Origin of the sequence: Methylobacterium sp. 13MFTsu3.1M2, assembly GCF_900112625.1 — a bacterium.
GTDB lineage: Bacteria > Pseudomonadota > Alphaproteobacteria > Rhizobiales > Beijerinckiaceae > Methylobacterium.
This window is the reverse complement of the sequence record NZ_FOMM01000025.1, coordinates 58,424-80,520: the sequence shown is the minus strand read 5'-3', so window position 1 is coordinate 80,520 and position 22,097 is coordinate 58,424. Positions and strand designations below refer to the sequence as shown.

The following is a 22,097-nucleotide window of genomic DNA, read 5'->3' as shown; positions in this document are numbered from 1 at the left end:
GAGGGCCGCGTCCGCGGCCCTCGCCCTTCCCCGGAGGCCGGTCGGCCGACCTCCCGGCAAGGGCGAGCGATGAGGGCGACCCGCACGGGCCGAGGGAGAAGTCCCGGGCCCCGCTCACGCCGATCCTTGGAACACGTCGATTTCGAGACACGACTCGGCCGTGACGCGCGCGGCCGGGCGCCGACACAGCAGCGGCAGACGCGATGACGAGCCTGACGAACACGATCGGACCGGACGTTCCGGCCCCGGCCCTCACGATTGCCGGCGGCGACGTTCCGGACTTCTTCGCCCTGCTGAAGCCGCGGGTGATGGTCCTCGTGATCTTCACCGCGCTGGTCGGAATGGTGGTCTCGCAGGGCCATGTGCAGCCGGCCATTGGCGCGATCTCGCTCCTCGCCATCGCGGTCGGCGCCGGTGCGTCCGGCTGCCTCAACATGTGGTGGGACGCCGACATCGACGCGGTCATGAGTCGGACCGCAACCCGGCCGATCCCGTCGGGCCGGATCACCTCCCAGGAAGCACTGGGCTTCGGGCTGTTCCTCTCGGTCGCCTCCGTGGTGGTGCTCGGGCTCGCCGCCAATCTCCTGGCCGCCGCGCTCCTCGCCTTCACCATCGTGTTCTACGCGGTGGTCTACTCGATGTGGCTGAAGCGGGCGACCGCGCAGAACATCGTCATCGGCGGCGCCGCCGGAGCCCTGCCGCCGGTTATCGGGCAGGCGGTGGTGACCGGCTCGGTCGGCGTCGAGTCGCTGATCCTGTTCGCCATCATCTTCATCTGGACGCCGCCGCACTTCTGGGCGCTCGCCCTGATCAAAGCCGACGAGTACGCCCGCGCCGGCATCCCGATGATGCCGAACGTCGCCGGCCCGGCCTCCACCCGCCGCCAGATCGTGTGGTACTCGCTGCTGCTCGCCCCCCTCGGCCTCGTCCCAGTGGCTCTGGGCTTCGGTGGCCTCGTCTACGCGGTGGTCGGCCTCGTCGGCGGCCTGGGCATGGTGGCCTTCAGCATCCGCGTGCTGCGGAACCGCGAGGGCGATGCCGAGCGGCGCGCCGCCATGGGCATGTTCGGCTTCTCGATCCTCTACCTGTTCGCGCTGTTCTCGGCGCTCCTGGCCGAGCAGAGCTTCGGCCTGTTCCGCCCGGTCCTGGGTTGAGCGCCATGGCGGATCCCGAGATCCAGTACCGGCCGCTCACGCCCGAGCAGGAGGCGCGCCGCCGCAAGCGCTCGATCGCGATCGCGCTCGCCCTCGGAGCCTGGGTCCTGCTGTTCTTCGTGCTGACGATCGTCAAGCTCGGCCCTCAGATCCTGACCCGGCCGCTCTGAGGCGCTCCCGATGACAGTTCCTCCATCAGGATCGAACCGGGCCGCCACGCGCACCGCCCTCGCCTGCGCGGGTCTCGCCGTGGGCATGATCGGCCTCGCCTTCGCGTCGGTGCCGCTCTACGACGCCTTCTGCAAGGCGACCGGCTACGACGGCACGCCCCGGCAGGGACCGGCCCTCTCGGCCTCCGCGGCGCGGACCGACGACAGCATGGTCGTCCATTTCGACACCAACGTCGCGCCGGGGCTGCCCTGGAAATTCATCCCGGAAGTGAGCAGCGTCGAGGCGAAGCTCGGTGAGACCAAGACGGTCTTCTTCCGCGTGCAGAACACCGGCAGCACGCCCTCGGCGGGTGTGGCGACCTTCAACGTCCAGCCCGGGTTGATGGGTGGCTACTTCGTCAAGATCGCGTGCTTCTGCTTCAACGAGCAGACGCTCCAGCCGGGCGAGACGCTGGACGTGCCGGTGGTGTTCTACGTCGATCCGGCCGTTCGGGACGACTCGAACACCGCGCATCTCTCGGAGATGACGCTGTCCTACACGTACTTCGCCTCCAAGAACGGTCAGCCCGTGAAGGCGGCGGTGGCGAAATCGTCTTCCTCGGGAACGAAGGGCGATTTCTGATTGCGGACCCGTGACAACACGGGGCCGCAGCGACTAAAGCTGCGAGCAAGCTTGGGTGTGGTGCGTGCCGCGCCCGGCCTAGGGCAAGCAACGAACAGCGTTAGGCCGGGAACGGTGCAGGGCGCGAGGGTGAGGAGCGACGGGACGATGGCCGAGGCGCACGCCAAGAATCACGACTACCACATCCTGAATCCGAGCCCGTGGCCGTTGATCGGGGCCTTCTCGGGCTTTCTCATGGCGTTCGGCGCCGTGTTCTGGATGAAGAGCCTCACGATCGGCACCCTGGCTCCCGGTCCCTACATCTTCGGGGCCGGCACGATCGGCGTCCTCTACACCATGTTCTCATGGTGGAAGGACGTCGCGCACGAGGCCAATTCCGGCGACCATACCCGCGTCGTCCAGCTTCACCACCGCTACGGCATGATGATGTTCATCGCCTCCGAGGTGATGTTCTTCGTCGCGTGGTTCTGGGCCTACTTCGAGGCCGCCCTCTACACCGCCGACCCGATCCAGGTCTCGCGCGTGGAGTTCACCGGCGGTGTCTGGCCGCCGAAGGGCATCGAGGCGTTCGATCCCTGGCACCTGCCGCTCCTGAACACGCTGATCCTGCTGACCTCGGGCACCACCGTCACCTGGGCGCACCACGCGCTGATCGAGGGCGACCGCAAGGGCCTGAAGTACGGCCTGTGGCTGACGATCATCCTCGGCGTTCTGTTCACCGCCTGCCAGGCCTACGAGTACAGCCACGCCGAGTTCGGCTTCTCGGGCAGCATCTACTCGTCGACCTTCTTCATGGCGACGGGCTTCCACGGCGCCCACGTCATCATCGGCACGATCTTCCTGGCGGTGTGCCTGTTCCGCGTCTACGCGGGCCAGTTCACCCCGCGTCAGCACCTCGGCTTCGAGTTCGCCGCTTGGTACTGGCACTTCGTCGATGTCGTGTGGCTGTTCCTGTTCGCCGCCATCTACGTGTGGGGTTCGGGGGTCTTCCACGGCGGCGGCGCTCACTGAGCGGAACCATCCCGTCGCCGCATGGCGGATCTGCGAAGGGCGGCTCAGGCCGCCCTTCTGCGTTTCCGACGCCGCGCGAACCCCGTATCGACGAGAGCGGCCCGCGCCCGGGTCGATGGGGTCCCGCACGGAACAGGTCTGGAGTGTGCCCGTGAACAACCGAACCTACTCGCCGCCTCCGCCGATCCCGACCGGCCTGCGCGGCCGGTGCCCGCGCTGCGGTGAGGGTCACCTGTTCAAAGGGTTCCTGAGCCTGCGCCCCTCCTGCGAGGCGTGCGGGCTCGACTACGCGCATTTCGACTCCGCGGACGGGCCGGCGTTCTTCGTCATGTCGATCGTCGGCCTGATCGTGGTCGGTCTCGCCCTCTGGCTGGAGATCACCTACGAGCCGCCGATCTGGGTCCACGCCCTGGTGGCCCTGACCCTCTCGGTCGGGCTCAGCCTGATCCTGGTGCGGCCCCTCAAGGGCCTGCTGATCGCCCTGCAGTTCAGCAACCGGGCGGAGCAAGGGCGCTTCGAGCCGTGACCGCGAGCGGACCGCACCGCGCTGGCTGGCGCGACCTGGTCGCGCCGGGGCTCGCCTCGCTGGTTGCCCTGGCCATCCTGCTGGGGCTGGGAACTTGGCAGCTCGAGCGCAGGGCCTGGAAGGAAGACCTGATCGCCCGGATCGTACGTCAGAGCCGCGCGGAGCCGGTGGCGCCGCCGGCCGCGGCGGCCTGGGATCCGGCGCGCGACGAGTTCCGGCACGTCCGGATCAGCGGTCAGTTCCTCAACGACCGGGAGACCCTGGTCCACGGACTGGCGCCGGGCGAGACGCCGGGCCGCGCCCTCCAGGGCTTCTACGTGCTCACGCCATTCCGCCGGGAGGACGGCGGCGTCGTGCTGGTCAACCGGGGCTTCGTCCCCACGGAGTTGAAGGCGCAGGGCGACCGCCGGGACGGCCTGATCGAAGGGCCGACGACGGTCACCGGCATTCTCCGCGCCAGCGAGCCCCGCGCGATGTTCGTGCCGGAACCGGATCCCGCCCGCGGGGAGTGGTTCAACCGGGACATCGGCGGCATCGCGGCGGCGCGCGGCCTCGGAACGGTCGAGCCCTACCTGATCGAGGCCGACGCCGTTCCCGGGCAGACGACGTGGCCGCGCGGCGGCCAGCTCCGGGTCGACCTGCCGAACAACCACCTGCAATACGCATTCACGTGGTTCGGCCTCGCCGCCTGCCTGATCGGCGTGTTCTCGGTCTTCGCGTGGCGCCGCCTGCACGATTCGCCCGCGGCCCGCGCCGCCTAGGACAAAGCCGCGCGCGCAGGATCTCGGCGAAGAAGAGTCTCGCCGAGATCGGCTTAAAAACGGCAACCCGTTCCTTTGACCGACGGCCATCGCCCCGGAATACTTTCAGTGTTCTTGAGCGATCGGTCGCGTTCTGCATAGTGTATTCAGTTCGCGGCGATCATCCGAAGACGACACGGCGCCCGACCGCCGTGCAACTGAGGTAACGCCGGATGACCAGCCATATCGCCGACGCGGCGGCGCGCGAGCCGATCCGCTTCGCCTACTGGGTGCCCAACGTCTCCGGGGGGCTTGTCATCAGCAAGATCCCCCAGCGCACGAGCTGGGACGCCGAGTACAATCGGAAGCTGGCGCAGATCGCCGAGGAGGCAGGGTTCGATTACGGGCTGACGCAGATCCGGTTCACCGCGGGCTACGGCGCCGAGTACCAGCACGAATCGGTCGCCTTCAGCCACGCCCTGCTGGCCGCGACCACCAAGCTCAAGGTGATCGCCGCGCTCCTGCCCGGTCCCTGGCATCCGACCCTCGCCGCCAAGCAGATCGCCACGATCTCGCAACTCACCGAAGGCCGCATCGCGGTAAACATCGTCTCCGGCTGGTTCTCGGGCGAGTTCCGGGCGATCGGCGAGCCCTGGCTCGACCACGACGAGCGCTACCGCCGGTCGGAGGAGTTCATACGGAGCCTGCGCGGGATCTGGACGCAGGACAGCTTCACCTTCCGCGGCGACTTCTACCGCTACAGCGACTACACGCTGAAGCCGAAGCCGGCCCAGCCGCTGCCCGAGATCTTTCAGGGCGGCTCGTCGCGCGCCGCGCGCGACATGGCGACCCGCGTGTCGGACTGGTACTTCACGAATGGCGGCACGCCGGAGACGATCCGCGCCCAGGTGGACGATATCCGCGCCAAGTCGGCCGAGACCGGCAATCATCCCCGGATCGGCGTCAACGCCTTCGTCATCGCCCGCGACACCGAGGAGGAGGCCCGCGCCGTCCTTCAGGAGATCATCGACAACGCCGACCCGGACGCCGTGAAGGCCTTCGGTCACGAGGTCAAGAATGCCGGCAAGGCCTCGCCGGAAGGGGAAGGCAACTGGGCCAAGTCGAGCTTCGAGGATCTCGTCCAGTACAACGACGGCTTCAAGACCAACCTGATCGGCACGCCCGACCAGATCGCCGAGCGGATCCTGGCGCTGAAGGATGCGGGAGCGAACCTCGCCCTGCTGGCCTTCCTGCATTTCCAGGAGGACGTCGCGTATTTCGGCGCGCACGTGATCCCGCGGGTCCGCGCCCTCGAGGCCGCCCGCGACCGGCGCGCCGAGGCCGCCTGAGCGCCGCCCGCCGAACCGTACCCCGACTGATCGGAGTGAGCCATGAACATCGCCGTCGATGCGCGCACGCTCGAGCCGGAGCACCGCCCGGGCGCTCCCGGCCCCGCGCGGCCGCCCTCACCCGCCCACGTGATCCGTGACGACGCCGAGGCGCTGGCCGTGGCTCACGGGCTCGCGGCCGAGTTCCGGGCCGGCGCGTCGGAGCGGGACCGCCACGCCGTGCGGCCGCTCAAGGAGCTCGACGCCTTCTCGCAGAGCGGCCTCTGGTCGATCAACGTGCCGCGCGCCTACGGTGGCCCCGAGGTTTCGTACCGGACGCTGGCGCAGGTCATCGCCATCGTGGCGGCCGCCGATCCCGCCATCGCCCAGATCGCCCAGAACCATCTCGGCATCCTGGCGGCGATCCGGACGGTGTCGGACGAGGCGCAGAAGCACCTGCTGTTCGGCGAGGTCCTGCGCGGAACGCGGTTCGGCAACGCCTTCTCGGAGCGCGGCACCAAGCGGGCGGCCGATTTCGACACGCGCTTCACCGATCACGGCGACCACGTCGTGGTGCGGGGCCGGAAGTTCTACGCCACCGGCGCCCTCCTCGCGCACCTGGTCCCGATCGTCGCCCTCGATGCCGAGGGACGCGCCTGGTACGCCATCGCCGAGCGGGACGCGCCCGGACTCACGGTGATCGACGACTGGTCGAGCTTCGGCCAGCGCGGCACGGCGAGCGGGACCGTGCTGATCGACGACGTGCGCGTGCCCAAGACCCATCTGGTGCCGGCCTGGAAGGGCTACGCGGCGCCGACCGCCGACGGCGCCGTGTTCCAGATCATCCAGGCCGCGGTCGATGCCGGGATCGGCCGCGAGGCCCTCGACGACACCATCGGCTTCGTCCGCGAGAAGGCCCGCCCCTGGATCGACAGCGGGATGGAGCGGGCGTCCGACGATCCCTACACGATCCAGGCAGTCGGCGACCTGACCATCCGGCAGCACGCCGCCGAGGCGCTGCTCGACCGGGCCGGTCTCATCCTCGACGCGGCCGTCGCGCGGCCGGACGCCGAGACGGTCGCGGCGGCCCAGATCGCGGTCGCCGAGGCGAAGGTGCTGACCACCGAGGTCGCCCTGGCGGCGTCGAACAAGCTGTTCGAGCTGTCGGGGACCCGCTCGACTCTGGCCGCCGAGAATCTCGACCGTCACTGGCGGAACGCGCGCACGCACACGCTGCACGATCCCGTCCGCTGGAAATACGCGATCGTCGGCAACCACGCCCTCAACGGCGTGAACCCGCCGCTCCACGCCTGGAGCTGACCGGCGCCTACAGCACCGGCAATCCCCGCGCCTTGGCCTCCTCGCCGGGCTCGACGTGGATGGTCACCACCGCCCCGGGGATCGTCGTCTCCAGGGCGGATTCCAGCCGGTCGCAGATCGCGTGCGAATCCTCGACGGTCATCGCGCCGGGGACGACGAGGTGGAAGTCGATGAAGGTCGCCTGACCGGCGGAGCGCGTGCGCACGTCGTGCGCCTCCAGCGCGCCCTCGCCGTGCTGGGAGATGAGCGACCGGATCTGGCTCACCATCTCGGCCGGGGCGGCCCTGTCCATGAGGCCGTCCACCGATTCCCGGACCATGCGGAAGCCGGACCACAGGATGTTCATGGCGACCAGCCCGGCCACCACGGGGTCGAGGACCGGGTAGCCCGTCACCACCACGGCGCCGACGCCGGCCAGGACGCCGCAGGACGTGACCACGTCGGCGAAGACGTGGCGCGCGTCGGCGATCAGGGCCGGCGACCGCCACCGCCTTCCCCAGCGCATCAGTGCCGCCGCCCAGACCGCGTTGACGATCCCGGCCGCGAAATTGATCGCGAGGCCGACCGCGGGCGCGTCGAGGGGCTTCGGGGCGAGCAGCCCGAAATAGGATTCGCGCAGGATCAGCAGCGCCGCCACCACGATCAGCGCACCCTCGATCACCGCCGAGAAGAACTCGGCCTTGTGGTGACCGTAGGGATGGTCCTCGTCCGCCGGGCGCGCGGCGACCCGCAGGGCCACGAAGGCGCCGATCGCGGCGACCACGTTGATGATGCTCTCCAGCGCGTCGGAGTACAGGGCGAGGCTGCCGGTGAGCCACGCCGCGTAGAACTTCATCGCCGTGACGGCGAGGCCGATGCCCGCGCTGAAGAGGGCGGCTTTCTGGGTGCGGTCCATGGTTCGCGCCGTTGGGGTGACGCCGCGCCCATACGGCACCGGCCGCGGCCAAGGCCACGGCAAAGGTTCGACGCCGCCGAAAACGTGTTAGCCGCGGCTAAGTCTCCGACGCGCCGCCGTTGTCGCGGGCGGCCTCGCGCCGCCGGCTCGGCTCCGCCTTGGCGCGCGCGGCCTCCGCCTTGCGCAGGAAGCGACGGCGCTGCCAGGCGAAGCGCGCTCCGGCGGCGAGGGTCTCCAGCCGGGCGGCCTCGCGCTCCCAGTACCCGAGGAGCTGCCCGTCGAGGGTGACCCGCCGGGGGCGACCGCGGGGCGTCACGCGTCGCTCCCCCGCGGCGCCGGCGGCTCGCCCGTCTCGGCCACGACCAGGGCGTCCGGATCGCCGCGGAAGCTGCCGGCGCCGGTATTCGGCACCGGGATTCCGGGGCTGCCGAAGGGCTGGCTCGGGTAGGCCGATTCGAACTTCGCGCGGGCGGTGTCGGGATCCTCGGCCTTCAGCACGATCTCGGACGTGCCGGGGAGCGGCCAGCGAGGATCGGCGGCGTTACGGGGGCGAACGGCGTACCAGGGCATGGATCGGGAGCCTCGCGTCTCGGTGACGCTGGAAACGGACGCGCTCCCCGGCGGTTCCGCGGTTGAAACCGCGTGCCGTTCGGTGCAGGCAGCCGGCGATGCGCGTGGACCTCTTCGATTTCGATCTGCCGGAGACCAGCATCGCCCTCCGCCCGGCCGAGCCGCGCGACGCCGGGCGGATGCTCGTGGTCCGACCCGGCGCGCCGCTGGCCGACCGGACCGTGCGCGACCTGCCCCAGGCCCTCCGGGCCGGCGACGCCCTGGTCTTCAACGACACGCGGGTGATCCCGGCCCGGCTGAACGGTGTGCGCACACGGCCCGGTGCTCCCGGCCAGCGCACCGAGGTGATGCTCCATCTGCGGGAAGCCCCCGACCGCTGGCGCGCCTTCGCGCGTCCGGCCAAGCGGCTCGCGGCGGGCGACGCGCTGCGCTTCGGCGATCTGGCGGCGACCGTTCTCGAGAAGGCCGAGGCCGGGGAGATCGTCCTCGCCTTCGACCGGGCCGGGCCCGACCTCGAAGCGGCCATCGCCGCGGAGGGTGCCCTGCCGCTGCCCCCCTACATCGCGGGCAAGCGCGCCACGGATGACCGCGATGCCACCGATTACCAGACGGTCTACGCCCGCAATCCGGGGGCGGTCGCGGCTCCCACGGCCGGCCTGCACTTCTCCGACGCGCTGCTGGCCGATCTCGACGCCGCCGGTCTGCGGCGCCACCACGTCACGCTGCATGTCGGCGCCGGGACCTTCCTGCCGGTCAAGGCCGAAGATACCGAGGCCCACCGCATGCACGCGGAGATCGGCATCCTCGACGCCGCCACGGCCGAGGCCCTGAACGCCGCGCGGGCCGCGGGCGGCCGGATCGTCGCGGTCGGGACCACGGCGCTGCGGCTGCTGGAGAGCGCGGCCCGACCGGACGGCACGCTCGCGCCCTTCTCGGGACCCACCGAGATCTTCATCACGCCGGGCTACCGGTTCCGCGCGGTCGACGCACTCGTGACCAATTTCCACCTGCCGCGCTCGACGCTGTTCATGCTGGTCTCGGCGTTCTCAGGTCTCGCGACGATGCGCGCGGCCTACGCGCACGCGATCGCCGCCGGGTACCGGTTCTACTCCTACGGCGACGCCAGCCTGCTCTACCCAGGCCCGGGCGCGGACACCCCATGACCGACAGCGCACACTTCCGCTTCGACCTGCTGGCCCGGGACGGCACCGCCCGCACCGGCGTGATCGGGACGCCGCGCGGCGAGATCCGGACCCCGGCCTTCATGCCGGTGGGCACGGCCGCGACCGTCAAGGCCATGTACCCCGGTCAGGTCCGCGATCTCGGCGCCGACGTGGTCCTGGGCAACACCTACCACCTGATGCTGCGGCCCGGCCCCGAGCGCATGGCCCGGCTCGGCGGCCTGCACCGCTTCATGAACTGGGACCGGCCGATCCTGACCGATTCCGGCGGCTTCCAGGTGATGTCGCTCTCCGCACTGCGGAAGATCGACGAGCAGGGCGTGACCTTCCGCTCGCACATCGACGGCACCGCGCATCACATGAGCCCGGAGCGCTCCATCGAGATCCAGGGTCTGCTCGGCTCCGACATCCAGATGCAGCTCGACGAGTGCGTCCGCCTGCCGGCGGACCACGGGGCCATCGAGAAGGCCATGCACCTGTCGCTGCGCTGGGCCGAGCGCTGCCGCGTCGCGTTCGGCGAGCAGCCGGGACGGGCCCTGTTCGGCATCGTCCAGGGCGGCGACGTGCCGGCCCTGCGCGTCGAGAGCGCCCGCGCGCTGACGGATCTCGATCTCAAGGGCTACGCGGTGGGCGGCCTCGCCGTCGGCGAGCCGCAGGCGATCATGTTCGCCATGATCGAGACGGTCGAGCCGCACCTGCCCGCCGGCAAGCCCCGCTACCTGATGGGCGTCGGCACGCCGGACGACATCCTCGGCGCGGTCGCCCGCGGCATCGACATGTTCGACTGCGTGATGCCGACCCGCGCCGGCCGGCACGGCCTCGCCTACACGCGCCACGGACGGGTCAACCTGCGCAACGCCCGCCACGCCGAGGACACCGCGCCGCTCGACGAGACCTCGACCTGTCCGGCCGCGCGGGACTATTCCCGTGCCTACCTGCATCACCTCGTGCGCTCGAACGAGATCCTCGGGATGATGCTGCTGACCTGGAACAACCTCGCCTACTACCAGGACCTGATGGCCGGCGCGCGCGCGGCGATCCGGGACGGCCGCTACGCGGAGTACTGCGCAGAGACCCGCGCCGGCTGGGCGAGCGCCGAGCGCGCCGCCGCCTGACCGGGCGTCACGGGTGCGCGAGCACCCGGTAGATTCCATCCGGATCGTCGCGGCCGGTGGCGACGGCGCGCGCGAGATCCGAGACGACGCGCGCCGCCACGGGCAGGCGGTAATGCAGCGCGTCCCAGTAATTCGCGTCCCGGGTCGTCAGCGGCGAGATCCGGCGAAAATCCACCACGACCGCGCCCCGGCGCTTCCCGATCGCCGCGGCGCGCGCCTTGCAGGCTTCCTCGCGACGGCCCGCCGCCGATCCCGGTGAACCCTGCGCCCCCGCATGCACCGGCATGAAGGCCACGATCTTCAGGGCCTCGGCGGGCACGCGACCGAGGAGATCGTCCAGGCGGTCGAGGGCCGGCATCGGCAGCTCGGGGGCGTCCGCCGCCGCCGAGTCCACGCGGCCTGCGCGGATATGGGCCTGGGCACGTGCGAGGTCGTAGCGCGCCTCGGGCGGCGTGAAGACCGCGTAGCCGTCTCCGCGAATCCGCGCCCGCGTCAGCCCGAGATCGGCGAGTCCGGCCCGGACGGCCGTCGTGACCGAGCGCAGGCTGACCTGACGCAGGACATCGCCGGGCACGCGGTCCGCGTAGAGCCAGTCGGGAAAGGCATGGGCGGTCCGGGCCGGCGGATCGGCGGCGCACCACGGGGCATCGAGGCCGAACAGGACCGCGCGGATCGGCCGGCGGGCCAGGAACAGCGCGGCGAGCCGACCCTGCTCGTCGGGCGTCGCGGCATTCACAGCCAGATTGGCGAACCGGACACCGAAGGCCGCGTCGAGAGCCTGCGGGTCGAGCAGTCGCGCCGTCGAGGTGCCGAAGACCGCCGCGTCGAACGGCCCCCCGCGGGCGATCTGCGGATAGGAGAGCCGCTGATTGGCATCCATGATCGGTCCCGGCGGATGCCCGGGCGCGGCCCTCAGTCCGTAGGGATCGACCGCGGCCACGAAGCCGATCAGCGCCATGCCCATGAGGGTGGCGCAGACGAGGAAGCTGCGCGCGAAGCCGACCCATCCAGCGGGTCGCCGGCCGGCTCGATGGTGAGAGGACGGATCCATCGGGCGGCTACATACGCCGTTCGACGGGCCCCGTCGCGGGCATCGCGTGCCCGGCCGCACCGTGGAGGCGGCGGTCGCGCCGACCTGACCCATCCCGCCGGTCGACCGTTCGATACGGGCGAAACGACAAAGCGCGTGAACCGATCGGCCGCCGCCCGTATAGACGGACGAAGGCGTTGCCCGGCACGAGTGGGCGGCGTGGGGAGTCGGCATGACGTTCACGGCACACAACATCCGCCTCGCGGACGGGTCCGAGACCTTGCCCGAGGCGGGCTGGCTGATCGCCGACAGCCCCTGGACCCAGGCGGCCCTGCGCTCGCTCCGGCTGTTCTACGGGCACAGGCTGGCCGGCCGGTCGATCGTCGATCTGGGCTGCCTCGAGGGCGGCTACACGCTCGAATTCGCCCGCGCCGGGATGCGCGCCACCGGTGTCGAGGTGCGCCGCTCCAACTTCGAGAACTGCCTGCGGGTCAAGGAGGGGACGGGCGTCCCCGGCCTCGCCTTCGTCAACGACGACGTGTGGAATCTGGCGGCCCACGGCCCCTTCGATGCCGCCTTCTGCTGCGGACTGCTGTACCACCTCGACAGGCCGGCCGCCTTCATCCGCCTCATGGCCGAATGCGTCCGCGACGTGGTCATCCTGCACACGCATTTCGCGACCGAGACCAACGAGGCCCTGTTCCAGCTCTCGCCGCCCGCCGAGAACGAAGGTCTGCCGGGTCGCTGGATGCACGAGCACGATCTCGACGACACGAGCCAGCTCGAGGCGCACAAATGGACCTCGTGGAGCAACAAGCGCTCCTTCTGGCCCACCAAGCCGGCCCTGATCCAGCTTCTCAAGGAGTGCGGCTTCGACATGGTCTACGAGCAGTACGACATGCTGGGACACGACATCCGCGGCTCGATGGAGAGCGGCTACTATCACCAGCAGGGCCGGAGCATGTTCGTGGCCATGCGGACCTGAGCGGCTGCGGGGCGGACATAAATTTAGAATTCACCATCTCCAAAGACTTGCACTGATCGGTTCAGTACGCATGTGACCGGCAATGTCCGCTTAATTCCTGCGGCGGATAAATGGCGACATCGGCCTTATTTCGCAAAGTCCCGCCGCCATGTTCGCGACGAGCCTCGCCCTGTGGGTGATAGCCATCCTGCTTCTACTCTCTTGGTTGCATCTGCAGGAGCGGGTCACCGAGCAGTGTCGCCGCGCGATCCGACCGCAGATCGAGCGCCTGATCATCGAGAACCGGTGGATGGAGCACCACGCGCGCGGAGCGGTCGCGTTCGAGGCGCTCTGGGACCGGGAACTCGTCCGGCTGCATCGCGCCCATCTCTCGCGCCCGCTCCGCGCCGTCGTCCGGTTCCGCGGCTTCAGGCGCCTGGTCAGCGCGGAATTCGCGTCGATCCTGCCGGCCGAGGTCGCGTCTTGGACCTTCCTCGACCGCGTGAGCGCCTCGCAGGCGCATTACGAGGCGCTGATGCTGCGGTGCCTGAAGGCGGCCGGCTGGCGCCTGAATTACCAGGATCAGGACCACTTCGTGCTCCTCCGAGCCCGAACGCGCGTCGTCGTTTGCCTGCATTGGGCGGACCGCGACGTCGCGTGTCTCCCGATCTCGGACGTCGCGGCGGCGGCGGAGCGCGCCGGGTCGACCACGGCGTGCGTGATGACGAATGGTCGGTTCAGCGGCGCGGCGCGCGCTATGGCGGAGGAGCAGAACGTCCTGGCGCTGCACTGCTCGCAGATCGACCTGCTGCTGCCCCGGGACAAGTCGACGGTCGCGCACCGCACGGCCCGCGGAACCGGTTTCCGGCTCGCCGCCTGACCGCGCCCGGACCCCGCGTCGTGCGATGAGGGCCCATGAGAACGACGACATCCCGCACGGCCGCGCGCCGGGTCCATTCCTCGACGCGCCTCCCTCTGTCCCGCCTATGAACTGACCGGCGCGCACGCTTCCGTCAGGGAGAGGCGCGTGCTCCTCTACGCATCGAGCGCCCCGGGCCTCGCCCACCGGTCCGCCGTTGCGGGCATCGTCTTCCGCGATCGGACTAACGCTCGCTTCACCATCCCGGCCGGACGCTGAGGCCGAATCGTGGTCCGAGCCGTTGAGGCGCATGGATCAGTCCGCAGCCCTCAGAACGGACCACCCCGCGACCGAACAGGACGCTCTCGCCGAGTTGCCGGCGGGCGATTTCGTCAGGCGATGGCGGCAGATCACCGGCGAGCCGCCGGCCATTCTCCTGAGCTCACGGTCCGAGATGATCGCGCTGCTCGTGGAGAGCGTGCCCATGGCGCCCCTGACCCCGCAGGGCGAGAGCTCCGGCACGGCGGGGTCCGGGGAGACTCCGTCCCAGGATCGCGGCTCGGACGGGCCAGACGGGGCGGCCTCAGGATCCTCCGCGCGCAGTGATCAGCGGGGCCCGAGCCAGGGACCGGCCTGATGCGGAGCCGCGATGGCGCGACGGCTTCGGTCCGGCCGAGGTGGCCGCTTTCGCAAGAGTCTGGGAATACGCGGACGCCGACCAGCGAAGCCTCGCGTCATCCGTCCACGAGGTCCCTAGCGAAGGGTGACCGTCCGTTCTCACTGAACTTGAGATCGCGGGAATTTTGGTCGGAGTGGCAGGATTTGAACCTGCGACCCCCACGTCCCGAACGTGGTGCGCTACCAGACTGCGCTACACTCCGAAGGCCGTCCCGCGTGTCCGCCAGGGCCGGCGAGCGGGTGTATAGCCGCGCCTTTCCCGCACCGCAAGCGCGCTGTTGCGCCTTTTCAGCCCAGATGATCGGGCCAGTCGTCCGGGAGACGGTGGCAGGTGATCTCCGCCTCCGCGGATCGGGACGCCACCGTGGCGACGTGATCGCGCCCGCAATCGACCTCGGCCAGGCTCCAAGGACCGTCCAGGCTCCAGGACGCGTCGCCGTCGGCCCGGAGAAGGCGCGGCGCTTCGGGCGGAACGCTGACGCTGAACCGGTCGAGGGGCAGCGACAGGCCGCTGCCCAAAGCCTTCACCACCGCCTCCTTGCGGGTCCACAGTCCGAAGAAGCGCCGTTCGACCGAGCTTCGCGGGGCCCCGGCCAGGGCCGTCACCTCGTCGGCGGCGAAATGGGCCGCCGCGATCCGCAGCGCGTCCGCGATCGGCCGCACGGCCTCGACATCGACGCCGATCGCCGCGCCGCGGGTGAGCCCGATCAGCGCGCGCGCCCCGGAATGGGAGAGGTTGAAGTCGGCGGCGCCCCGTGCCGGGCCCGCGAGCTCCGGCTTGCCGCCGGCTCCGGCGGCGAACTCGACGTCGGCCGGCGCGAGACCGAGCGCGTCGCCGAGGACCAGCCGCAGCGCGGCGTGGCTGGCGCGGAACCGGGCCCGATCCGCCGGGCGCAGGAAACGGTCAGCCCGCGCGCGCTCCGCGGCGTCGAGGACGGCATCGCACCGGTCGACCTGGCTCGGAGACAGGGCGAGGTCGACGATCCAGACCTGCACCGCGCTCACGCGACACCTCGCGAGGCGGGAGCTGGGGCGCTAGCGTCGAGAGAGCGAAACGGCACGGGCGACGATCCGATGGGGCAGGAATGAGCAGCATCGGATCGCGGCCCGTCTCCTGCAAGAAGCGCCGCGCGCGGTGACGCGGTCCAGCGCGGATCTCCGCGTCGGCCTCCTGGGTAGACCGAGCCTCGGCCAGCGGTCCGTCCGCTACGGCGTCTTCTTCGCCACCTACGTTTACCAGGGCCTCGTCGCGGGTTTCTCGCTGACGGCGCTCGCCAACCACCTCGCGGCCAGGGGCGTCCCGGCGACCGAGGTCGGGCTGCACTTCGCCCTGGCCGGCCTGCCCTGGACGCTGCAGCCGCTGCTGTGGGGGCCCTGGGTGGACCGGGCCGGGGACACGCGGATCGGACGGCGCCGGCCCTTCGCGGTCGCCGCGCTGGTCGGATGCCACGCGACGCTGGCGCTGCTCCTCGTCGCCGGGGGCGACGCCGTCGGCGCGCTCGGCTTGGTCTTCCTCGTCCACAGCCTGTTCGCCTCGCTCCTCGATACCGCCTGCGACCGGATGATCATGGACCACGTCCCCACCCGGGAACTCGGCCGGGTCAGCGCCTGCACCCGCGCGGGCTTCGTGGCCGGAACGAGCCTCAGCGCCGCTGTCTTCGGATGGACGCTCGCGAACTGGGGTTTCGCCGCGAGCGCCCGCTGGCTGCTCGTCGCCGCGATCGTCGCGAGCCTGCCGATGCTGCTGGTCCGCGAGGCGCCGGCCGATCCACTCTGGTCGCTCGAGCGCCGGGGACCGGCGCCGCGGCGCCTCCCCTTCCGCCGCTTCCTGCGCCGCACCGTGATCGCCCTGCGCCGCCCGCGCGCCTTGCGGCTGCTCGCCCTGTGCTTCGGCCTCGACGCGGCCCTCGGCCTGTTCGAGCTGCCCTTCTCGATCGACCTCCTCCAGCGTCAGGGCTGGGAGGCCGCGAGCCTGTCGCGTCTCCAGGCGGTCCTGACCCTAGTGAGCGGCACGGCCGGTGCGGTCGCGGTGGGGCTCTGGTCGGACCGCGCGGGCGCGGCGTCGCCGCTGCGCGCCCTGCTGCTGGGCAGCGCCGTCACCTTCGTGCTGGCCGGGATCCTGATCGGCGCCGGCCTCGTCGGGGCCGCGGCGCCGGCGATCCTGGCGCTCACCAGCGTGCTGCCCGGCCTGCTGATCGTCGCCCTGATGCCGGCCCTGCTCGCGGCGAGCCGGGGCCGCCCGGGCGCGGCCACGCAGTTCGAGGTCTACATGGCGGCCATGAATCTCGGCTCGGTCGCCGGGACGGCGGTCGCGGGCTGGCTGGCCCCGGTCCTGCCGCTCCAGGCGGTCGCCGCCCTCGTCGCCGCGACGTTCTTCGCGGCCTTCCGGATGGCGGGGCGCGGCGATCTGCTCGGCGCCCGCCGGTGAGGGAATCGGGGATCGCGCGCCGCGGCCGACTCCCCGCCGGCCGCCGATGCGTTAGAACCCCGGCATGGCCGCCACGAAATCCGAACCGCTCGATCTCGACCTCACCGCCGAGGAAGCGCGCGTCGAGTACGCGCGGCTGTCGGACGCGCTCCTGGAGGCCGACCGCCTCTACTACCAGGAGGACGCGCCCGAGATATCGGACGCCGAGTACGACCGGCTGCGCCGCCGCCTGGAGGACATCGAGGCCCGCTTCCCCGATCTCGCCGGCACGGGCGCCGCCAGCACGTCGGTCGGCGCCAAGCCCTCGGAGAAGTTCGCCAAGGTGCGGCACGCCGTGCCGATGCTCTCGCTGGGCAACGCCTTCGACGACGCGGAGGTGGCCGAGTTCGTCGCGCGCGTGCGCCGCTTCCTCGGCTGGCCGGACGACGCCCCCCTCGCCTTCACGGCAGAGCCGAAGATCGACGGCCTGTCCCTGTCCCTGCGCTACGTGAACGGCCGGCTCGACACCGCCGCCACCCGCGGCGACGGCGAGGTGGGCGAGAACGTCACGGCCAACGCCCGCACGGTGCAGGACATCCCGGCGGTGCTCGCGGGGTCCGGCTGGCCGGAGATCTGCGAGGTGCGCGGGGAGGTCTACCTGTCCCACGCCGACTTCGCCGCCATCAACGCCCGGCAGGAGGCGGCCGGCAAGCCGCTCTTCGCCAACCCGCGCAACGCCGCCGCCGGCAGCCTGCGCCAGCTCGATCCCGCGATCACCGCGTCCCGGCCGCTGCGATTCTTCGCCTATGCCTGGGGCGAGCTGTCGGCGCCGATCGCCGACACGCAGACCGGCGTGCTGGAGCACTTCGCGGCCTGGGGCCTGCCGGTGAACCCGCGGACCCAGACCTTCACCGACACGGAAGCGATGCTCGCCCATTACCGCGGCATCGAGGCCGACCGGGCCGGGCTCGGCTACGACATCGACGGCGTCGTCTACAAGGTCGACGACCTCGCGCTCCAGAAGCGGCTGGGCTTCGTCTCGCGCTCGCCCCGCTGGGCGCTCGCCCACAAATTCGCCGCCCAGGAAGCCACCACGGTCGTCGAGGACATCGTCATCAATGTCGGCCGCACAGGCTCGCTGAACCCGCTCGCCAAGCTCCGTCCCGTGACGGTCGGCGGCGTCGTCGTGTCGAACGCCACCCTGCACAACGAGGGCTACGTGAAGGGCGTCGGCGCCGACGGCGAGCCGATCCGCGACGGCCGCGACATCCGCGTCGGCGACACGGTCACGGTGGTCCGGGCCGGCGACGTCATCCCGAAGGTCATGGATGTCGACCTCACGAAGCGCCCGGCCGACTCGCGGCCCTACGCCTTCCCGGAGACCTGCCCGGCCTGCGGCAGCCGCGCCGTCCGCGCCGTCAACCCCCGCACCGGCCGGCCCGACGCGGTGCGCCGCTGCACCGGCGGGCTGATCTGCCCGGCGCAGGGCGTCGAGCGGATGAAGCACTTCGTGTCGCGCAACGGTTTCGACCTCGAGGGCTTCGGCGAGACCTATATCGAGGTCCTGTTCGAGGCCGGGCTCGTGCGCCAGCCCGCCGACCTGTTCCGCCTCGACTTCGCGGAACTCAAGGCCGCCATCGTGGCACGGCGCGAGGCGTTGTCGGCCGAGCGGCGCGCCGACTCGGGGACCGGCGAGCCGCCGAAGAAGGCCGCCAAGAAGAAGGGCGACGAGGACGACAAGGCGATCCGGAACCTGCTCGCCGCCGTCGAGGCGCGGCGCGCCGTGCCGATGAACCGCCTGCTCTTCGCCCTCGGCATCCCGCAGATCGGCGAGGCGACCGCCAAGGCGCTGGCGAAGCGCTTCGCCGACATGCCGACGCTGATCGCGGCGATCCGCGAGGCCGCGGCGGCGCAGCCCGGTCCCGACTGGGTCGAACTCACCGCGGTGCCGCGGGTCGGAGGCACGACCCGGGACCGGCTCCTCGATCTCGGCTTCCCAGAGGACGACGCGGCTCCGGCCAAGGAGCGGGCGCGCCTGAGCGCCGTGCAGCGCGAGAACCTCCTCGCCCATTACGGCGACGTCGACGCGGTGCACGCGGCGATCGCGCGGGCTGCGGCGCAGCGTCCCGGCGACGCCTACCGGGTCTTCGCCGACGACGGCGAGATCGGCCCGGTGGCGACCGACGCGCTGCTCTTGTTCTTCTCCGAGCCGCACAATGCCGACGCCGTCGCGGCCCTGCTCGACGCGGTCGCGGTGCAGCCGATGGAGCGGGCCGCCGCGGCCTCCACCTTCGCGGGAAAGACCGTGGTCTTCACCGGCACCCTGGAGAAGATGACCCGCAACGAGGCCAAGGCGGTAGCCGAGCGCCTGGGCGCGAAGGTCTCGGGCTCGGTCTCGGCCAAGACCGACCTGGTCGTGGCCGGCCCCGGTGCGGGCTCGAAACTGAAGGACGCGCAGAAGCACGGCGTCCGGGTCGTCTCGGAGGACGACTGGCTGGCGATGGTGGCGCAGGGTTGATGCCCGAGTCCGGGCGGCCTAGACCTCTCGGGGAACACCCCGAGAACTTCCACCCGGCATGGTTGAACCGCGATGACGGTCCTGGCCCTCGACTTCGAGACGGCCAACGAGCGGCGTGACAGCGCCTGCGCGGTGGGTCTGGCCTGGATCGCGGAGGGCCGCGTCGTGCGCCGCGCGAGCCACCTGATCCGGCCGCCCGAGATGCGCTTCGCACCGGGCAACATCCGCGTCCACGGAATCCTGCCGGCCGACGTCGCCGACAAGCCCGACTTCGCCGCCGTCATGGCGCCCTATCTCGGCGATCTCGGGCGGGGGCTGATCCTGGCGCACAACGCGAGCTTCGATATCGGCGTCCTGCGCGCCGGGCTGACACGGGCCGGCCTGCCGGTCCCCGATCTCGCCTATCTCTGCACGGTCCAGGTGGCACGCCGGGTCTTCCCGGCGCCGGAGGGCTGCGGGCTCGGCAAGGTCGCGCGGCGCCTCGGCATCCGCTTCGAGCACCACGACGCCGGCGAGGACGCCTTCGCCTGCGCGGAGATCGCGCTCGCCGCGATGCGCGAGCGGGCGGTCGCGGACGTGCACGCCCTCGCGGCCGCGCTCGGCCTCCCGGTCGCGCGGGCGGTCGGCGGTCCCGCCGTGCCGCGCCGCGTGCCGGGTGCGATCAGCGCCCGGGCCGTGGCAAGCTTCCCCGACGCGCCGGCGGCCCTGCGGTTCGCCATGCGCGGCTCGACCGGCAACCGCTACCACGTCAGCCTGGAGGAACGGCCGGGGGGCCCGGAGCTGCGCTGCACCTGCACGGCCGGCCGCTACGGCATGCGCTGCCGCCACGTGAAGGCGCTGGAGGTCGGTGACATCACCGACCTGCTCTCGGACAATGCCGGCGACGTCGTGCTCCTCGCCCGCATGCTCGGCGCGAAGACCCGGGTCGCGGGCGCGGCCTGACCGGGCTCAGGCCGCGTTGAGGCAGGCGCGGAAGGCCGCGACGGCGCGGTCGATGTCGGCCGCCGCGATGTGCCGGTGCGTGACGAGCCGCAGCCGCCGCGGGCCGAGCGGGCGCGTGCGGATGCCGGCCGCGTCGAGATCCGCGACCCAGCGCGCGCTATCCCGCCCGGTCCGAGAGAGGTCGACCTGCACGATGTTGGTCTGCGGCAGGTTCGCCGCGAGGCGCGGCAGGGCGTTCAGCCCGGCGCTCAGCTGCCGGGCCCGGTCGTGGTCCTCGACGAGGCGCGCGCCCATGACGGTGATCGCCTCGAGGCCGGCGGCCGCCACGATCCCGACCTGCCGCTGCGTCCCGCCGATCATCTTCCGCAGGCGCCGTGCCGCGGCAATCACCGGTCCGTCGCCGGCGAGCACGGCGCCGACCGGGGCGCTGAGGCCCTTCGAGAGGCACAGAGACACAGTGTCGACATGGGCCGCGAGGTCCGCCGGCGCGACCCCGAGATGGGTGGCGGCATTGAACAGGCGGGCCCCGTCGAGATGGACCTTTATGCCGCGCGCGTGGGCGATCTGCGCCACCGCGGCCATGTGGTCTGGCGGCAGCACGGTGCCGCCGGCGGCGTTGTGCGAGGTCTCCAGCGCGATCATGGCCGTCGACAGCGGGCTCGCGCTCGGCCGGAGGGCGTCCTCGAGCCGGTCGAGGTCCATGGCGCCGTCGGTCCCGGCGATCCCGTCCAGGAACGCCCCGGTCAGGGTGGCGGCCCCGCGCTCGGTGTGGAGCATGTGGGCCTGAGCCTCGAGCAGGACCTGCTCGCTGCGCTGAACCTGGGCCAGGATCGCCAGCAGGTTGCCCATCGTGCAGCTCGGCACGAACAGGGCCGCCGCCTTGCCGAGCATCGCGGCGGCGGTCTCCTCCAGCGCGCGGGCGGTCGGGTCGGCGTCGAGCCCGTCGTCGCCCAGCGGCGCCGACCGCATCCGGGCGTACATCGCCTCGGTCGGCCGCGTGACGGTGTCGCTCCGCAGGTCGACCGCGGACGGCGCGTCCGTGGCTTCGCCGTGATCGTCTCGCATGTCGGTCTCGCCGCCCTACCGGTAGGCCGCCTCGTCGCCGGAATCGGTCGGGTTGGCGAGGGCCCGCTTGAGCACGTCGCTCATCGGCAACTCCAAGTTGATACCCTTCGGCGGGATCGGCTGCTCGAAATACTTGCCGTAGAGCCGCGCCACGGTCCCGTCTTGGATCAGCTCGACCACCGCCTTGTCGACCGCAGCCTTGAAGGCCGCGTCGTCCTTCGGCTCCAGGATCCCGTAGGGCGCGAATTCCAGGCCCTTGGTGCCGATCTTGTAATCCGCCGGCCGCTTGGCGCCCGCCACCGTGGCGTGGGCCAGGGCATCGTCGTTGATGGCGCCCGCCGCGCGGCCGGTCTCCACGAGCAGGAACACCTCGGCGGTGTCCTTGGCCGGCATCACTTGGATGTCGAGCTTGTCGCGGACGTTGATCCGGGTGGCGACGCGCTGGGTCTCGCCGCCGGCCTGCGCCGAGATGGCCTTGCCGCGGAACGAGGCGATGTCGTCGACATCGACCGGCGTGTCCTTCTTGGCCACCAGCACCACCTGCGCCACGAAGGTGGTCGGCGCGAACGAGACCAGCTTGTGCCGCTCGGGCAGGTTGCTGGCGGTGCCGCATTCCAGGTCGATCGTCCCGTTGTTGATCAGCGGGATCCGGGTCGCCGACATCACCGGCACGTGGCGCACTTCGAGCTTGGGCAGGGCGAGGGCGGACTTGAGCTTCTGCGCGACGTGCTCGCATATCTCCAGCGAATAGCCGACCGGCTTGGCGTTCTGGTCGAGGAAGCCGAAGGGCGGCGAGGCGTCCGGGAAGCCGAGGCTGATCTGTCCGGTCGCGCGGATCTTGTCGAGGCGCCCCTCGGCGACCGACGGCGCGGCGAGGCCGGCCCAGCACAGAGTGGCCAACAGAAGCGGCAGCGTCCTCGACACGATCCGAACCCCCTCGCTATGTCTGAACCAGCGCAGCGCCCGGCCGCCCCGACGGGGAGTCGGCCCGAAGCTTTGCCG

General features: G+C 71.4%; 22 protein-coding genes and 1 tRNA gene. 15 read left to right on the top strand and 8 right to left on the bottom strand.

Features of this window, described 5'->3' with window-relative positions; translation table 11 throughout:
* Positions 1–203: 203 nt before the first annotated feature.
* The 8 genes from BM314_RS23295 (at position 204) to BM314_RS23265 (ending at position 6,871) form a co-directional block, all read left to right on the top strand.
* A complete protein-coding gene (locus BM314_RS23295) occupies positions 204–1,154 on the top strand; it encodes a heme o synthase (RefSeq protein WP_091980527.1) in 951 nt (316 codons plus the stop codon).
* Positions 1,155–1,159: 5 nt separating this feature from the next.
* The gene (locus BM314_RS30735; RefSeq protein WP_020091409.1) at positions 1,160–1,324 is read left to right on the top strand and encodes a hypothetical protein; all 165 of its coding nucleotides are present in this window, start codon (positions 1,160–1,162) and stop codon (positions 1,322–1,324) included.
* Positions 1,325–1,334: 10 nt separating this feature from the next.
* The gene (locus BM314_RS23290; RefSeq protein ID WP_026604661.1) at positions 1,335–1,946 is read left to right on the top strand and encodes a cytochrome c oxidase assembly protein; all 612 of its coding nucleotides are present in this window, start codon (positions 1,335–1,337) and stop codon (positions 1,944–1,946) included.
* A 147-nt stretch (positions 1,947–2,093) separates the two neighbouring features.
* Positions 2,094–2,957 (top strand): cytochrome c oxidase subunit 3, encoded by an 864-nt coding sequence (locus BM314_RS23285; RefSeq protein ID WP_020091407.1) that lies wholly within the window; start codon positions 2,094–2,096, stop codon positions 2,955–2,957.
* Positions 2,958–3,108: 151 nt separating this feature from the next.
* The gene (locus BM314_RS23280; RefSeq protein ID WP_026604660.1) at positions 3,109–3,483 is read left to right on the top strand and encodes a DUF983 domain-containing protein; all 375 of its coding nucleotides are present in this window, start codon (positions 3,109–3,111) and stop codon (positions 3,481–3,483) included.
* Entirely contained in the window at positions 3,480–4,244 is a 765-nt protein-coding gene (locus BM314_RS23275) for an SURF1 family protein (RefSeq protein WP_091980525.1), read from the top strand. Before BM314_RS23280 ends, BM314_RS23275 begins: the two co-directional genes overlap by 4 nt.
* 212 nt (positions 4,245–4,456) lie before the next feature.
* Positions 4,457–5,572 (top strand): dimethylsulfone monooxygenase SfnG, encoded by a 1,116-nt coding sequence (gene sfnG / locus BM314_RS23270; RefSeq protein WP_091980523.1) that lies wholly within the window; start codon positions 4,457–4,459, stop codon positions 5,570–5,572.
* A gap of 42 nt (positions 5,573–5,614) precedes the next feature.
* Positions 5,615–6,871, top strand: coding sequence for an SfnB family sulfur acquisition oxidoreductase (locus BM314_RS23265; protein ID WP_091980521.1), 1,257 nt, complete (start codon positions 5,615–5,617; stop codon positions 6,869–6,871).
* 7 nt (positions 6,872–6,878) lie between these two features.
* Here the strand turns inward: BM314_RS23265 and BM314_RS23260 are convergent, their stop codons facing one another.
* The 3 genes from BM314_RS23260 to BM314_RS23250 form a co-directional block, all read right to left on the bottom strand.
* On the bottom strand, positions 6,879–7,766 hold the full coding sequence (locus BM314_RS23260; RefSeq protein ID WP_091980518.1) for a cation diffusion facilitator family transporter: 888 nt from the start codon (positions 7,764–7,766) through the stop codon (positions 6,879–6,881).
* 97 nt (positions 7,767–7,863) lie between these two features.
* Positions 7,864–8,082: a hypothetical protein gene (locus BM314_RS23255; protein WP_020091401.1), complete on the bottom strand. Its 219-nt coding sequence runs from the start codon at positions 8,080–8,082 to the stop codon at positions 7,864–7,866.
* Complete coding sequence (locus BM314_RS23250) at positions 8,079–8,336, bottom strand: hypothetical protein (protein ID WP_091980516.1); 258 nt, start codon at positions 8,334–8,336, stop codon at positions 8,079–8,081. The genes BM314_RS23255 and BM314_RS23250 overlap by 4 nt, the downstream gene beginning before the upstream one ends.
* A gap of 98 nt (positions 8,337–8,434) precedes the next feature.
* Here BM314_RS23250 and queA point away from each other — a divergent pair, with 98 nt between their 5' ends.
* Together queA and tgt are read left to right on the top strand one after the other, a co-directional pair.
* Complete coding sequence (gene queA, locus BM314_RS23245; protein WP_091980514.1) at positions 8,435–9,499, top strand: tRNA preQ1(34) S-adenosylmethionine ribosyltransferase-isomerase QueA; 1,065 nt, start codon at positions 8,435–8,437, stop codon at positions 9,497–9,499.
* Entirely contained in the window at positions 9,496–10,632 is a 1,137-nt protein-coding gene (gene tgt, locus BM314_RS23240; protein ID WP_091980512.1) for a tRNA guanosine(34) transglycosylase Tgt, read from the top strand. Before queA ends, tgt begins: the two co-directional genes overlap by 4 nt.
* A 7-nt stretch (positions 10,633–10,639) precedes the next feature.
* Here tgt and BM314_RS23235 read toward each other — a convergent pair whose 3' ends face one another.
* Positions 10,640–11,683, bottom strand: coding sequence for a hypothetical protein (locus BM314_RS23235; RefSeq protein WP_091980510.1), 1,044 nt, complete (start codon positions 11,681–11,683; stop codon positions 10,640–10,642).
* A 211-nt stretch (positions 11,684–11,894) separates the two neighbouring features.
* Here BM314_RS23235 and BM314_RS23230 point away from each other — a divergent pair, with 211 nt between their 5' ends.
* Positions 11,895–12,647 (top strand): class I SAM-dependent methyltransferase, encoded by a 753-nt coding sequence (locus BM314_RS23230; protein ID WP_091678120.1) that lies wholly within the window; start codon positions 11,895–11,897, stop codon positions 12,645–12,647.
* A 148-nt stretch (positions 12,648–12,795) separates the two neighbouring features.
* Positions 12,796–13,506 (top strand): restriction endonuclease, encoded by a 711-nt coding sequence (locus BM314_RS23225; protein WP_091980507.1) that lies wholly within the window; start codon positions 12,796–12,798, stop codon positions 13,504–13,506.
* A gap of 783 nt (positions 13,507–14,289) precedes the next feature.
* Here the strand turns inward: BM314_RS23225 and BM314_RS23215 are convergent.
* Both BM314_RS23215 and BM314_RS23210 read right to left on the bottom strand, forming a co-directional pair.
* Positions 14,290–14,366: transfer RNA gene (locus tag BM314_RS23215), tRNA-Pro, on the bottom strand.
* Positions 14,367–14,451: 85 nt separating this feature from the next.
* A complete protein-coding gene (locus tag BM314_RS23210) occupies positions 14,452–15,168 on the bottom strand; it encodes a 4'-phosphopantetheinyl transferase family protein (RefSeq protein ID WP_091980503.1) in 717 nt (238 codons plus the stop codon).
* A 130-nt stretch (positions 15,169–15,298) separates the two neighbouring features.
* Between BM314_RS23210 and BM314_RS23205 the strand changes: the two genes are divergently transcribed.
* From BM314_RS23205 to BM314_RS23195, 3 genes are all read left to right on the top strand, one after another.
* Positions 15,299–16,591, top strand: coding sequence for an MFS transporter (locus tag BM314_RS23205; protein WP_091980501.1), 1,293 nt, complete (start codon positions 15,299–15,301; stop codon positions 16,589–16,591).
* Positions 16,592–16,655: 64 nt separating this feature from the next.
* On the top strand, positions 16,656–19,088 hold the full coding sequence (ligA, locus tag BM314_RS23200) for an NAD-dependent DNA ligase LigA (protein ID WP_091980498.1): 2,433 nt from the start codon (positions 16,656–16,658) through the stop codon (positions 19,086–19,088).
* A gap of 72 nt (positions 19,089–19,160) precedes the next feature.
* Positions 19,161–20,030, top strand: coding sequence for a 3'-5' exonuclease (locus BM314_RS23195; protein ID WP_091980495.1), 870 nt, complete (start codon positions 19,161–19,163; stop codon positions 20,028–20,030).
* Between the two features lie 6 nt (positions 20,031–20,036).
* Here the strand turns inward: BM314_RS23195 and BM314_RS23190 are convergent, their stop codons facing one another.
* Entirely contained in the window at positions 20,037–21,095 is a 1,059-nt protein-coding gene (locus tag BM314_RS23190) for a GntG family PLP-dependent aldolase (protein ID WP_091980492.1), read from the bottom strand.
* 15 nt (positions 21,096–21,110) lie between these two features.
* Entirely contained in the window at positions 21,111–21,995 is an 885-nt protein-coding gene (locus tag BM314_RS23185; protein WP_244540013.1) for an amino acid ABC transporter substrate-binding protein, read from the bottom strand.
* Positions 21,996–22,097 lie beyond the last annotated feature (102 nt).

Bases quoted from the DNA above. Each gene is read 5' to 3' on its own strand.
- BM314_RS23295 (WP_091980527.1), top strand. From the start codon at position 204: ATGACGAGCCTGACGAACACGATCGGACCGGACGTTCCGGCCCCGGCC.
- BM314_RS30735 (WP_020091409.1), top strand. From the start codon at position 1,160: ATGGCGGATCCCGAGATCCAGTACCGGCCGCTCACGCCCGAGCAGGAG.
- BM314_RS23290 (WP_026604661.1), top strand. From the start codon at position 1,335: ATGACAGTTCCTCCATCAGGATCGAACCGGGCCGCCACGCGCACCGCC.
- BM314_RS23285 (WP_020091407.1), top strand. From the start codon at position 2,094: ATGGCCGAGGCGCACGCCAAGAATCACGACTACCACATCCTGAATCCG.
- sfnG (WP_091980523.1), top strand. From the start codon at position 4,457: ATGACCAGCCATATCGCCGACGCGGCGGCGCGCGAGCCGATCCGCTTC.
- BM314_RS23265 (WP_091980521.1), top strand. From the start codon at position 5,615: ATGAACATCGCCGTCGATGCGCGCACGCTCGAGCCGGAGCACCGCCCG.
- BM314_RS23260 (WP_091980518.1), bottom strand. From the start codon at position 7,766: ATGGACCGCACCCAGAAAGCCGCCCTCTTCAGCGCGGGCATCGGCCTC.
- BM314_RS23250 (WP_091980516.1), bottom strand. From the start codon at position 8,336: ATGCCCTGGTACGCCGTTCGCCCCCGTAACGCCGCCGATCCTCGCTGG.
- queA (WP_091980514.1), top strand. From the start codon at position 8,435: ATGCGCGTGGACCTCTTCGATTTCGATCTGCCGGAGACCAGCATCGCC.
- tgt (WP_091980512.1), top strand. From the start codon at position 9,496: ATGACCGACAGCGCACACTTCCGCTTCGACCTGCTGGCCCGGGACGGC.
- BM314_RS23235 (WP_091980510.1), bottom strand. From the start codon at position 11,683: ATGGATCCGTCCTCTCACCATCGAGCCGGCCGGCGACCCGCTGGATGG.
- BM314_RS23230 (WP_091678120.1), top strand. From the start codon at position 11,895: ATGACGTTCACGGCACACAACATCCGCCTCGCGGACGGGTCCGAGACC.
- BM314_RS23225 (WP_091980507.1), top strand. From the start codon at position 12,796: ATGTTCGCGACGAGCCTCGCCCTGTGGGTGATAGCCATCCTGCTTCTA.
- ligA (WP_091980498.1), top strand. From the start codon at position 16,656: ATGGCCGCCACGAAATCCGAACCGCTCGATCTCGACCTCACCGCCGAG.
- BM314_RS23195 (WP_091980495.1), top strand. From the start codon at position 19,161: ATGACGGTCCTGGCCCTCGACTTCGAGACGGCCAACGAGCGGCGTGAC.
- BM314_RS23190 (WP_091980492.1), bottom strand. From the start codon at position 21,095: ATGCGAGACGATCACGGCGAAGCCACGGACGCGCCGTCCGCGGTCGAC.